This window comes from Flavobacterium adhaerens (assembly GCF_040045115.1).
Lineage (GTDB): Bacteria > Bacteroidota > Bacteroidia > Flavobacteriales > Flavobacteriaceae > Flavobacterium > Flavobacterium adhaerens.
In genome coordinates, this window is sequence record NZ_JBDLZX010000013.1 from 86,771 (window position 1) to 98,772 (window position 12,002).

The 12,002-nt window shown below is 32.8% G+C and carries 14 protein-coding genes; 2 read left to right on the plus strand and 12 right to left on the minus strand.

Going from position 1 to position 12,002, the window contains the following annotated elements:
• The first annotated feature begins 78 nt into the window (after positions 1-78).
• The gene (gene hflX / locus ABEB18_RS15470; RefSeq protein ID WP_348800231.1) at positions 79-1,314 is read left to right on the plus strand and encodes a GTPase HflX; all 1,236 of its coding nucleotides are present in this window, start codon (positions 79-81) and stop codon (positions 1,312-1,314) included.
• A 47-nt stretch (positions 1,315-1,361) separates the two neighbouring features.
• On the opposite strand, the gene ABEB18_RS15475 is transcribed toward hflX, so the two are convergent.
• From ABEB18_RS15475 to ABEB18_RS15530, 12 genes are all read right to left on the minus strand, one after another.
• Positions 1,362-2,291: a DUF3078 domain-containing protein gene (locus ABEB18_RS15475; protein WP_348800232.1), complete on the minus strand. Its 930-nt coding sequence runs from the start codon at positions 2,289-2,291 to the stop codon at positions 1,362-1,364.
• Positions 2,292-2,368: 77 nt separating this feature from the next.
• Positions 2,369-2,878 carry a DUF2480 family protein gene (locus ABEB18_RS15480; RefSeq protein WP_348800233.1) on the minus strand — a complete coding sequence of 170 codons (510 nt, stop codon included), beginning with the start codon at positions 2,876-2,878 and terminating at the stop codon, positions 2,369-2,371.
• Between the two features lie 83 nt (positions 2,879-2,961).
• Positions 2,962-3,285 (minus strand): SUF system Fe-S cluster assembly protein, encoded by a 324-nt coding sequence (locus ABEB18_RS15485; protein WP_348800234.1) that lies wholly within the window; start codon positions 3,283-3,285, stop codon positions 2,962-2,964.
• Positions 3,286-3,341: 56 nt separating this feature from the next.
• A complete protein-coding gene (locus ABEB18_RS15490; protein WP_348800235.1) occupies positions 3,342-3,764 on the minus strand; it encodes a SufE family protein in 423 nt (140 codons plus the stop codon).
• Positions 3,761-4,192, minus strand: a complete 432-nt coding sequence (locus ABEB18_RS15495) for a hypothetical protein (protein WP_348800236.1) — start codon at positions 4,190-4,192, stop codon at positions 3,761-3,763. Before ABEB18_RS15495 ends, ABEB18_RS15490 begins: the two co-directional genes overlap by 4 nt.
• Position 4,193: 1 nt before the next feature.
• The gene (locus ABEB18_RS15500) at positions 4,194-5,408 is read right to left on the minus strand and encodes an aminotransferase class V-fold PLP-dependent enzyme (protein ID WP_348800237.1); all 1,215 of its coding nucleotides are present in this window, start codon (positions 5,406-5,408) and stop codon (positions 4,194-4,196) included.
• A gap of 707 nt (positions 5,409-6,115) precedes the next feature.
• Positions 6,116-7,432, minus strand: coding sequence for a Fe-S cluster assembly protein SufD (gene sufD / locus ABEB18_RS15505; protein WP_348800238.1), 1,317 nt, complete (start codon positions 7,430-7,432; stop codon positions 6,116-6,118).
• A gap of 77 nt (positions 7,433-7,509) precedes the next feature.
• Complete coding sequence (gene sufC / locus ABEB18_RS15510) at positions 7,510-8,262, minus strand: Fe-S cluster assembly ATPase SufC (RefSeq protein ID WP_348800239.1); 753 nt, start codon at positions 8,260-8,262, stop codon at positions 7,510-7,512.
• A gap of 13 nt (positions 8,263-8,275) precedes the next feature.
• Positions 8,276-8,548 (minus strand): Txe/YoeB family addiction module toxin, encoded by a 273-nt coding sequence (locus tag ABEB18_RS15515; RefSeq protein WP_348800240.1) that lies wholly within the window; start codon positions 8,546-8,548, stop codon positions 8,276-8,278.
• The gene (locus ABEB18_RS15520) at positions 8,539-8,745 is read right to left on the minus strand and encodes a DUF2683 family protein (protein ID WP_348800241.1); all 207 of its coding nucleotides are present in this window, start codon (positions 8,743-8,745) and stop codon (positions 8,539-8,541) included. The genes ABEB18_RS15515 and ABEB18_RS15520 overlap by 10 nt, the downstream gene beginning before the upstream one ends.
• Before the next feature lie 15 nt (positions 8,746-8,760).
• Positions 8,761-10,209, minus strand: a complete 1,449-nt coding sequence (gene sufB / locus ABEB18_RS15525) for a Fe-S cluster assembly protein SufB (RefSeq protein ID WP_348800242.1) — start codon at positions 10,207-10,209, stop codon at positions 8,761-8,763.
• A gap of 97 nt (positions 10,210-10,306) precedes the next feature.
• The gene (locus ABEB18_RS15530; protein WP_348800243.1) at positions 10,307-10,636 is read right to left on the minus strand and encodes a HesB/IscA family protein; all 330 of its coding nucleotides are present in this window, start codon (positions 10,634-10,636) and stop codon (positions 10,307-10,309) included.
• Positions 10,637-10,952: 316 nt separating this feature from the next.
• On the opposite strand from ABEB18_RS15530, the gene ABEB18_RS15535 reads away from it, so the two are divergent.
• Positions 10,953-11,810 (plus strand): MBL fold metallo-hydrolase, encoded by an 858-nt coding sequence (locus ABEB18_RS15535; protein ID WP_348800244.1) that lies wholly within the window; start codon positions 10,953-10,955, stop codon positions 11,808-11,810.
• Positions 11,811-12,002 lie beyond the last annotated feature (192 nt).

Consider the following 12,002-nt stretch of genomic DNA (forward strand, 5'->3'; position numbering starts at 1 on the left):
AAGATCAGAAACCTTTGAGAAAAATAAAAACGAAACAATCAAACTCAAATTATTAAATTTGCAGTCTTATTTAGAGATATGTTAGAAAAAGAAATAATAAATTTTGAAAGAACGGCTATTGTTGGTATTGTAACCCAAAACCAAACCGAGGAAAAATTGCATGAATATCTCGATGAATTAGAGTTTTTGACATTTACAGCCGGAGGCGAAGTGATAAAACGATTCTGGCAAAAGATGGAAAGACCTAATCCAAAGACCTTTCTAGGAACCGGAAAAATAGACGAAATCAATCTTTTTGTAAAGGAAAACGGAATATCGACTGTTATTTTTGATGACGAGCTTTCGCCTTCACAACAAAAAAATATTTCTCGAATTATCGATTGTAAAATCTTGGACAGAACCAATCTAATTCTGGATATTTTTGCACAAAGAGCCGAAACATCATATGCTAGAACTCAGGTAGAGTTAGCACAATGCCAATATTTATTACCAAGACTTTCAGGTTTATGGACACACCTTGAGCGTCAAAAAGGAGGTATCGGTATGCGTGGTCCTGGAGAAACCGAGATCGAAACCGATAGACGTATTGTTCGGGATAGAATCTCTTTGCTCAAAGAAAAAATCAAAACCATCGATAAGCAAATGGGCGTGCAGCGCAGTAATCGGGGCGCCATGGTTCGTGTAGCTTTGGTAGGATACACCAATGTCGGAAAATCAACTTTGATGAATGCCATTGGGAAAAGCGATGTGTTTGTCGAAAACAAACTTTTTGCAACATTAGATACAACAGTTCGAAAAGTAGTAATCAAAAATTTACCATTTTTGCTTTCGGATACGGTTGGATTTATTCGAAAATTGCCTACACAATTAGTTGATTCATTCAAGAGTACTTTGGATGAAGTTCGCGAAGCCGATTTGTTATTGCACGTTGTAGATATTTCGCATCCAGATTTTGAAGATCACATCGCGTCTGTTAATCAAATCTTGTTGGATATCAAAGCAGGGGATAAGCCTGTAATTATGGTTTTTAACAAAATTGATGCCTACAAACATTTGACTATAGATGAAGATGATTTAATGACCGAAAAAACACCGAGACATTTTACTTTAGAGGAATGGAAACAAACTTGGATGCACCGTTTAGGTGGCAAAAATGCTTTGTTTATATCGGCCTCTCAAAAAGAAAATTTTGAAGAATTTAGAGAATGTGTTTACGAAGCAGTCCGAAAAATTCACATTACCCGATTTCCTTATAACAAATTTTTGTATCCAGATTATAAAGACGCTATAGAGAAAGAAGAAGATAATGAATAACACAAAAAAGACCTTTTAGTAATTGCTAAAAGGTCTTTTTGATTGATTTAAAAGTTATAATTCAGTCCTACACCAAATACTTCTTTGGTTTGAAAACCTGAAAAGGCATCATCGTCATATATGGTTTGGAAATTAAAATTAGCTGTTAGTAATTTATTGATTTTCATAACAATAATTAAATTGTAATTGATGTCAATATTTTGAGGTTTTTCTAAATAGTTAGAATATAAATTCAAAAGGTTTTCAGCCGTAACATTTTCCATTATCGTGAATTTATAATAAGCCGATGCATTAAATCCTAACTGATATAAAACACTTTTATTGGTTGCTACTCCAAAATAAGCTCCATCTACATAACCTGGTATTGAAGTGTAAAAGCTATCAACAAAAGTAAATTTGGAGGTCAGTGGAGCTAAATTTATTTTAAAATTATCATTCTTTTTCCAATACATACCAGGACCAAATAGTAAATAACCTGGAGACATGAAATCGGTGTTTTCTTCTCTTATTTCGGCACCATTTTCATCAGTGGAATATAAATATCCTTTGGTAAATTGTGTTCTAAAATTAGCCAGAAATGAGTAGTACCAATATCCATCTGTTTTTTGAGCTACGATAGAATTAATCTCAAGTTGGTCATCTGTTTTCTTTTCAAAATTAGCATTTTGAGTTTGAAGCAAACCATAAGAGGCCATGATTCTATTTTCCCAAGTAAATTTATCTTTTTTGTAATCTATTTTATAGTCAAGACCAAGGTTTCCAGAGAAACTGTTTTCACCTCCAGCAACCCAGTTGCTAAAGCTAGCTTGGTTAAAAAGAAATGTAAGTTTCCCTTTTGATTTCCAACCATTCGGAATAGTGTCATCGATGGTTTTGGCTGCGTCTTGTGTTTTTTTGATTAATTCTTTTTCAGAATCTTGTGCGTGTAGTACTACTGTTAGGGGGAGTAGTAAAACTAATGACATGATTTTTTTCATTATCTAGTGGGATTGGTTATTCACAAATATAACTAAAATTAAAACGAAGAGAAAGAAGCTTGATTGTATAGGGATAATTATTTTTTAGCTTTTTTATACAAAGGGACAGCAGAACAGGCCTCACCATACATAATGCTTCGGGCAAAAGGTTGCAAGTATTGTGCGGCTAAAATGTAGGCTTGAATTGGAACAGGTTTTTTAGAACAACCTTTTATAATTACAGGTTTGTCTTGATAAACGGTATAATCAATAACTGGTAAAATTGTTTCATATAATGCCGAATCTAGATCTTCAATTGTACCTTCTACTATTTTTTTTGCATAAGGAGCCAGATGCATCGTAACCAAAATGGTAGCCCATTTAGGAATAATAGCATCTGTACTACATGAAACTGCTACATATTGATCTTGGTATTTTGACCAGTCTTGATTAAGGAGTTGTTCTCTAAAATCCTTCTCTTTTAATAACAACCCTTCATAAAGCCATTGCGAAATGTCGATTTGAGTTCGAATTCCTATTGGATAATAATCCTCGAGATCAAAAACCTCTAAGACACTATTGGCTACTTTGTTGATGATTTCGTCCATATTTTAATTAGTGTTCAGTATTCAGTTTTTTAATGTTTCGTTATTCCCTGTTTACTAAAAAACTGAATACTGTCAACATGTTATTAGAGCATTCCTAATTCTAATTTAGCTTCTTCGCTCATTAAATCTTTACTCCAAGGCGGATCGAAGGTAATTTCTACTTCAACATCTTTGATGTTTTCTATACCCTTAATTTTTTCTTCCACTTCTTTAGGTAAACTTTCTGCAACTGGGCAGTTTGGTGAAGTTAGTGTCATTAATATTTTTACTTCATAATCAGTATTGACCATTACATCATAAATCAATCCCAATTCGTAAATATCTACAGGAATCTCAGGATCGTAAATGGTTTTCAATTTCTTTACGATAGATTCTCCTAATTCTTCGGTGTTTATTTCTACTTCCATAATTGTTTTTTTGGAACCATATAAGAGCGTTCTTTTAATGGTTTAATTTAGATTTTTTAATTTTTTTTAGCATCAAATGCCAATGCATACATTTTAATATTTTTTACCATAGATACTAAACCATTGGCTCTAGTTGGAGAAAGATGTTCCTTTAATCCAATTTCGTCTATAAAATCAGTATCGGCATTTAATATATCCGATGCTTTTTGATTTGAGAAAGCTCGAATTAAAATAGCGATTATTCCCTTAGTCAAAATAGCATCACTATCGGCTGTAAAAACGATAGCATCACCGTTTTGTTCGCCCTGTAACCATACTTTAGACTGGCATCCTTTGATGAGATTATCGTCTGTTTTTAGTTCTTCTTTGATTAAGGGAAGATTTTTTCCCAATTCAATGATGTATTCATAGCGTTGCATCCAGTCGTCAAACATAGAAAACTCGTCTATAATTTCGTTTTGTATTTCTTTTATTGTCATTCTTCTTTTTTTGAAAAGGATAGTAATATGTTTACTATTTTTTTTATTTTTTCGGGCGGATTCCCATGATCGAAAGTTTGACTTTCGTAGGTTTTGCCTTTATAGGTTATTTTCAAATTTGCCATTGCAGCTCCGTCATGAAAACGTTTCTGTGAAGGAGCTTTTAAATTGGGTATTTCCTCCAAATTTACTTTTTCAAACGCGGCTATCAATGAACTTAATTGAGAATCTGTCAATGCACTCGATTCGGATTTTCCGTCTCTTTCGGTTGTTAATGATAGCGTTTTATTTTCAACAACGGTTTTAGCATAAAATCCCCTTGTATTGGCAACATACTCAATTTTTGCTGTAATCAAATCTTGATTGATTTGGTCTTGACAATTATTTCCAACGAGTAGTGTTACGAATAAAACAAGGATAATTTTCATTTTACGAAAGCATTAGGGTTGCTTTTTTTACTCCTTCAACCATTGCATCAATTTCTTCTTTTGTATTGTAAAATGAAAAAGAGGCTCTAATGGTTCCAGGAATTCCAAAGAAATTCATGATGGGCTGAGCACAATGATGTCCGGTTCTAACAGCGATTCCTAATTTATCAATAATTGTTCCGATGTCGTACGGATGAATACCTTCTATATTAAAAGAGATTACTGAAGTTTTGGCTTCTGAAGTCCCATAAATTTTGAGCCCATCTATTTCCAACAAACGTTTTGTTGCGTACTCCAACAATTCCAGTTCTTGTTTCTGAATGTTTTCAAAACCAATTTCATTCATATAATCGATGGCGGTTCCTAGAACAATTCCTCCAGCAATATTTGGCGTTCCCGCTTCGAATTTATGGGGTAAATCAGCATAAGTCGTTTTCTCAAAGGTAACTTCTTTAATCATTTCGCCACCACCTTGATACGGCGGTAATTTATTGAGCCAAGCTTCTTTTCCGTATAAAATTCCAGTTCCGGTTGGGCCACACATTTTATGTCCTGAAAACACATAAAAATCACAATCCAAAGCCTGAACATCTGGTTTCAAATGCGGAACTGCTTGTGCACCATCTATTAAAATAGCCGCACCAACTTCATGAGCTTTATCAATCATATATTTAATTGGGTTAATAGTTCCCAATGCGTTCGAAATATGATTTACTGTAACGATTTTGGTATTTGGCGAAAGCAATTTGTCATACTCACTCATGATTAATTCCCCTTTTTCATTCATTGGAATTACTTTGAGTGTGGCTCCAGTTTTTTCGCAAAGCATTTGCCAAGGCACTATATTACTGTGATGTTCTAGTGATGAAACCAATACTTCGTCTCCAGGTTTTAAAACAGAAGCAAATCCGTTGGCTACTAAGTTAATTCCAAAAGTCGTACCCGAAGTAAAAAGCACTTCGTGAAGGTGTTTGGCATTGATATGATTCTGTACTTTCCCCCGCGAAACTTCATAGGCATCTGTTGCCAATTGGCTCAAAGTGTGAACTCCTCTGTGTATATTGGCATTGATTTCTTGATAATATTTTTCAATCGCATCCATAACCACTTGTGGTTTTTGCGAAGTTGCACCGTTATCAAAATATACTAATGGTTTTCCGTTTGCTTTCTGAGAAAGAATAGGAAAATCGGCTCTTATTTTTTGAATATCTAACATTGTTTTATTTAGATTTTTTCTAAACACAAAAGTAACACAATTCATTCAGTTTTCTATAAAACAATAGTTAATAATTCCAAAAGCAGTATGTAAATGAAGCTATTTGACTATAAAACAAATGGGCAATTTTTTTGGGAGCAAAATCCATAAGGCATCTTTGGTTACAGGGTTCCTGCTCTTCGCTACAATCTTGTGAGTCGAACACCGACTCACAAGGATTTTCACTACGATCAGGGCTAAGGGCCAATATTTGGCATTTTTGTAATTCTTCAAATGGAAAACACGATGCTCATTTTTGGTTGAATTTCAATGCACCTAGAGATATGTATTCATGGCAATGACCATTAAAGAAAAAAAAAATATTATTATATCATAGGATTTAGTTATCTTGAGAATAGGTTTATATGGGATTCACATTTTGATTTTAATAGGTTGTTGAAAGTGTAAAGAAATAATATAGGATGAAGCAAAATAAAAAAATACTAATTTCAATTTTAATGTGTGTGATTGGCTTTATTTTGAATGGTTTAGCTTGGTCAACTATAATTAGTCATCCTTATAATTCGATTTGCTTAAATTTAGGACTTGGATTATCATTTTTTGGGGTTATATTTTTTATTTATTCCTTGATAAAGAAATAGCAGAAATAAAAAACCCTTTCAAAGTTTTGAACTCTGAAAGGGTTAACTATTTTGGGTAAATTTATTCTACAAATCAAATCCCAATTTCACTCCTAATTTCATGGCGATGATTTTGGTAATTCTTTGTTTCAATTCTGGTATTTTGATGTTTTCTATTACGGCATTCGAGAACGCATACATCAACAAAGCTTTGGCTTCTTTTTTCGGAATACCGCGTTGTTGCATATAGAACATGGCTGTTTCGTCTAATTGCCCAACAGTACAACCGTGAGAACATTTTACATCATCAGCAAAAATTTCTAATTGTGGTTTGGCATTGATAGTTGCCTTGTCACTCAAAAGAATGTTGTTACTTTTTTGGAAAGCATTTGTTTTTTGAGCTTCTTTTTCAACAAATACTTTTCCGTTGAAAACTCCATTAGAGCGATCGCTAAATATTCCTTTATAATCTTGGAAACTCTCGCAATTTGGACTTGCATGGTTTACCAAAGTATAGTGATCTACGTGTTGTTTGTCGCCAATAATTGTAATTCCGTTTAGCGTACTTGTTAAGCGTTCTCCAAAGTGGTAGAAGTTCAAATTGTTTCTAGTTAAATTTCCTCCAAATGAAAACGTGTGAACCGAAACATGACTTTCTTGTTTTTGAGAAACATAAGTATTGTCAATTAGATTGGCTTCTAAATTATCATTTTGAATTTTGTAATAATCTACAATACCGCGTTTTTGAGCAAAAATTTCAGTAACCGAATTGGTCAAAACTGGATTGTTGTTTAAACTTTGATGACGCTCGATAATTTGCACATGCGAATTTTCGCCAACAATAACTAAGTTTCTTGGTTGTACCAAAAGAGCCGTTTCGTTACCAGTAGAGAAATACATGATTTCGATAGGTTTATCTACGACTTTTTTCTTTGGTATATTGATGTAAGCTCCTTCATTAGCAAAAGCTGTATTCAATGAGGTTAAGCTTTCGTCTTTGCTTGCAATTTGATTAAAATAAGTATCAATAACCATTTTGTATTTTGGTTTGTTTAATGCTGAAGACATCAAACAAACATCAATACCGTCATGTGTGGTTGAAGATAAGTGTGAGCTAAATATACCATCAACAAAAACTACTTTATAAGTATCTATTTCATGTATAAAGTATTTTTTTACATCACTATATTGAATCGCATTTTCTGATTTTGGAAAAACACTAAAATCATTTTTTAGTATAGCACTTAATGAAGTAAATTTCCAAGATTCTTCTTTTTTGGTAGGGAAACCTTTATTTTCAAAGTTTTTTATAGCTGCTGTTCTCACATCGTGAAGTTCAGAGTGAACATCTACGCGTTCTTCAAAAGCCATAAAAGACGATAGTAATTTTTCTTTTAAATCCATATTGTTTATTGTTCAAAGTTTAAGGTTTAAATGTTTAAAGTCATAGACAACTTCAAACTTTAGACTTTAAACAAATTTTATACTTCTTGTTCTTGTTTAATCCAGTCGTAACCTTTTTCTTCTAACTCGTAAGCCAATTCTTTTGTACCCGATTTTACAATTTTTCCGTTGTAAAGTACGTGAACAAAATCTGGAACGATATAATCTAATAATCTTTGGTAGTGAGTGATTACTACAATAGCATTTTTCTCGCTTTTTAATTTGTTTACACCGTTGGCAACAATACGTAAGGCATCAATATCAAGACCAGAGTCGGTTTCGTCTAGGATTGCCAATTTTGGATCCAACATTGCCATTTGGAAAATTTCGTTACGTTTTTTCTCTCCACCAGAGAATCCTTCGTTTAGAGAACGAGATAAAAATTTACGGTCAATTTCTAATAATTCCGATTTTTCACGAATTACTTTCAGCATTTCGTTGGCTGGCATTTCTTCTTGACCATTTGCTTTACGAGTTTCGTTGATAGCCGTTTTCATAAAGTTGGTTACCGAAACACCTGGAATTTCTACTGGATATTGAAATGATAAGAAAACTCCTTTGTGTGCTCTTTCTTCAGGAGCCAATTCTGAAATATCTTCATTTTCTAAAAGAATTTCACCATCGGTTACTTCATAATTTTCGTTTCCAGCAATAATAGCCGAAAGTGTACTTTTACCAGCACCGTTTGGTCCCATGATCGCATGAACTTCTCCTGCTTTTACTTCAAGGTTGATACCTTTTAATATTTCTTTGTCCCCGATTGAGGCGTGTAAATTTTTTATTGATAACATTTTCTGTTTTTGTTTATTCGTAATGACCTTTTAGTGATATAATACTTAGAATATTTACAGTGTTTTCGTCTATAATTTCGTAAATAATTCGGTGTTCCTGATTTATTCTCCTTGACCAGTAACCTGATAAATTATGTTTTAATTGCTCTGGTTTACCAATTCCTTCAAAAGGATGCAATTGAATGTCTTCAATTAAAGAATATATTTTCTTCAGTATCGATTTATTGCCTGATTTTATCCAAAAATTTAAATCTGCTTTGGCTTTACTTGAAAAATCTATTTGCATAAATCTTTCAATTCTTCCATTGTCATTCTAATTCCTTTTCCTTCTCTAACTTCTTTTGCTGCCTCCAAAATCTCTTTGACAAATTCTGGATTATATGGTTTCTCTTTTTCTTCAATAATTTCAAAACCAAGAGATTTTGCCAATGACTTCAACACTGGAAAATCTTTTTTCTTTACATTTCTTAAAGTGATATCCATATCTTTTCGTTTTTATTATCCTACAGAACCTTCCAATGAAATTTCAAGCAATTTCTGTGCTTCTACAGCAAACTCCATAGGTAACTTATTCAATACATCTTTACTGAATCCGTTTACAATAAGAGCAATTGCTTTTTCGGTTGGAATTCCACGTTGGTTGCAATAGAAAACTTGGTCTTCACCAATTTTACTGGTTGTCGCTTCGTGTTCAATTTTGGCCGAAGGATTTTTACTTTCTATATAAGGGAAAGTATGTGCTCCACAATTATTCCCCATTAATAAAGAGTCACATTGCGAAAAATTTCTAGCATTTTCGGCTCTAGCTCCAATTTGAACTAAACCTCTATAACTGTTTTGGGATTTTCCTGCTGAAATTCCTTTAGAAATAATTGTCGATTTACTGTTTTTCCCTAAATGAATCATTTTGGTTCCAGTATCGGCTTGTTGAAAATTGTTGGTAACGGCAATCGAATAAAATTCTCCAATTGAGTTATCTCCTTTTAAAACTACCGATGGATATTTCCAAGTAACGGCAGAACCTGTTTCAACTTGTGTCCAAGAGATTTTAGCATTGTTCTCGCACAACCCTCTTTTGGTTACAAAATTGAAAACCCCTCCTTTACCTTCTTTGTTTCCTGGATACCAGTTTTGAACTGTTGAATATTTTATTTCGGCATTTTCTAATGCGATTAATTCTACAACTGCAGCGTGCAATTGATTTTCATCACGAGTAGGAGCAGTACAACCTTCTAAGTAAGAAACGTAACTACCTTCGTCAGCAATTAAAAGTGTTCTTTCGAATTGTCCTGTTCCAGCTTGATTGATTCTAAAATAAGTTGATAATTCCATTGGACAACGAACTCCTTTTGGGATATAACAGAACGATCCGTCTGAGAAAACAGCCGAATTTAGTGCTGCATAAAAGTTGTCTTTTTGAGGAACAACTGTACCAAGATGTTTACGAACTAATTCTGGATGTTCTTTAATGGCTTCGGAAATACTCATAAAGATGATTCCTTTTTCGGCCAAAGTTGCTTTAAAAGTTGTTGCTACCGACACAGAATCCACAACAATATCCATAGCGATATTGTTCATCTTTTTTTGCTCGTCAATAGAGATTCCTAACTTTTTGTACATTTCTAAAAGTTCTGGATCTACATCCTCGAGTGTTTTGTTTGGATCTGCTTTTTTGGGAGCTGAATAGTAAGATATGGCTTGAAAATCTGGTTTCTCATAATGAACATTTGCCCATTCTGGTTCTATCATTTCTTGCCAAGCTCTGAAAGACTCAATTCGCCAATCAGTCATCCATTGTGGTTCGTCTTTCTTTTTAGAGATAGCACGAACAATATCTTCGTTTAAACCAATAGGAAATGTTTCAGATTCTAATTCAGTATAAAATCCGTATTCGTATTCTTTGGTTTCTAATTCGATTTTTAAATCGTCTTCGGTATATTTTGACATTGTTTTTTTTATTGAAAGATTTAAAAATTGAAGGATTGAATATTTAAATCACTCCGATCATCTTTAAATCTTTAAATTTTTCAATCATTTAATTGGTTTAAAGGGAAAACGATTCTCCACAACCGCAGGTTCTACTTGCATTTGGATTATTAAAAACGAATCCTTTTCCGTTTAATCCTCCTGAAAATTCTAATATTGTTCCAGCTAAATAGAGGAAAGATTTTTTTTCGACTGCAATTTTTATATCGTTATCCTCAAATATTTTGTCGTCTTCGTTTTTGTTTTTGTCAAATTTCAAATCATAAGACAAACCAGAGCATCCACCGCTTTTCACACCTACCCTTACGTAGTCAATAGCAGCATCAAAACCATCGTCTTTCATCAAATCGATGATTTTCTTTTTGGCAGTATCAGAAACTTGTATCATGTGTTAGTATTTTTTAAGTAAATGATTCATAAATAGTTCAAAATTGAAAGCTAAATATGATAATTATCATTTACATTTTATTTTTTTTGTTTAATTGATTTGCAAAGATACTATATAAATTACTTTTTTACATAATTGCTAACATTTATATAACTAATAAGAAAATAGATATTTGTTATATATTACCTTATAGGATGGTTTTAAGTAATAAAAGAGAGATTTTTTTGAATTTTGAAATGGTTGAATTCACAGTATTTTATAGCAATGGAGTTTTTGAATTTATATCTTTGAAGTAAATTAGATTTAAAGAAAAGTTATGAAACTATATCCTATAGAAACTGGAAATTTTAAATTGGATGGAGGAGCCATGTTTGGTGTAGTACCAAAAGTTCTTTGGAATAAAACGAATCCTGCCGATGAGAAAAACTTAATTGATATTGCAGCTCGTTGTTTGTTAATAGAGGATGAAAATCGGTTAATTTTGATCGATACTGGAATGGGAAACAAACAATCGGATAAATTTTTTGGATATTATTCGCTTTGGGGAAATCATAATTTGGATGCTTCTTTAGCTAAGTTTGGGTTTCACCGTGATGATATTACTGATGTTTTTATGACACATTTGCATTTTGATCATTGTGGAGGTAGTGTACAATGGAATAAAGATAGAACAGGATACGAGCCAGCTTTTAAAAACGCTAAATTCTGGACGAATGACAATCATTGGGAATGGGCGACAAAACCAAATGCAAGAGAAAAAGCTTCTTTTTTGTCTGAAAATATTTTACCGATGCAAGAAAGCGGTCAATTGGAATTTATTAAAAATCCTAATTCAAATTTTTTAGGAACTTCAGAGTTAGGTTTTGGAATTTTGTTTGTGGATGGTCATACCGATAAACAAATGATTCCACATATTCAATATCAAGGGAAAACTATCGTTTTTTGTGCAGACTTATTACCAACAGCAGGGCATTTGCCATTGCCGTATGTGATGGGTTACGATACACGTCCGTTACTGACAATGGATGAAAAAGCTGATTTTTTAGATTTGGCAGCAACCAATAATTACTATTTATTTTTAGAACACGATGCCCACAATCAAATCATCACTGTTCAAGAAACCGAAAAAGGAATACGATTAAAAGAAGTTTTTACATGTGAAGATATTTTCTAAAACAAAAAACCCATTTTCAATAAAAAGAAAATGGGTTTTTTAGTTGAACTAAATTTTAATTATTCTATTATAATTTTCTTTGCTGAAGCAACATCTTGATTGATTAAGTATAGGTTGGATATGCAAATAAAAACTGCACATTAAGTTAAGCTACATTTTTGTAATTAATTTGATTGTTAAATTCTTCAATAG

Coding starts and splice junctions, on each gene's coding strand:
- hflX (WP_348800231.1), top strand. CDS start 79: ATGTTAGAAAAAGAAATAATAAATTTTGAAAGAACGGCTATTGTTGGT.
- ABEB18_RS15475 (WP_348800232.1), bottom strand. CDS start 2,291: ATGAAAAAAATCATGTCATTAGTTTTACTACTCCCCCTAACAGTAGTA.
- ABEB18_RS15480 (WP_348800233.1), bottom strand. CDS start 2,878: ATGGACGAAATCATCAACAAAGTAGCCAATAGTGTCTTAGAGGTTTTT.
- ABEB18_RS15485 (WP_348800234.1), bottom strand. CDS start 3,285: ATGGAAGTAGAAATAAACACCGAAGAATTAGGAGAATCTATCGTAAAG.
- ABEB18_RS15490 (WP_348800235.1), bottom strand. CDS start 3,764: ATGACAATAAAAGAAATACAAAACGAAATTATAGACGAGTTTTCTATG.
- ABEB18_RS15495 (WP_348800236.1), bottom strand. CDS start 4,192: ATGAAAATTATCCTTGTTTTATTCGTAACACTACTCGTTGGAAATAAT.
- ABEB18_RS15500 (WP_348800237.1), bottom strand. CDS start 5,408: ATGTTAGATATTCAAAAAATAAGAGCCGATTTTCCTATTCTTTCTCAG.
- sufD (WP_348800238.1), bottom strand. CDS start 7,432: ATGGATTTAAAAGAAAAATTACTATCGTCTTTTATGGCTTTTGAAGAA.
- sufC (WP_348800239.1), bottom strand. CDS start 8,262: ATGTTATCAATAAAAAATTTACACGCCTCAATCGGGGACAAAGAAATA.
- ABEB18_RS15515 (WP_348800240.1), bottom strand. CDS start 8,548: ATGCAAATAGATTTTTCAAGTAAAGCCAAAGCAGATTTAAATTTTTGG.
- ABEB18_RS15520 (WP_348800241.1), bottom strand. CDS start 8,745: ATGGATATCACTTTAAGAAATGTAAAGAAAAAAGATTTTCCAGTGTTG.
- sufB (WP_348800242.1), bottom strand. CDS start 10,209: ATGTCAAAATATACCGAAGACGATTTAAAAATCGAATTAGAAACCAAA.
- ABEB18_RS15530 (WP_348800243.1), bottom strand. CDS start 10,636: ATGATACAAGTTTCTGATACTGCCAAAAAGAAAATCATCGATTTGATG.
- ABEB18_RS15535 (WP_348800244.1), top strand. CDS start 10,953: ATGAAACTATATCCTATAGAAACTGGAAATTTTAAATTGGATGGAGGA.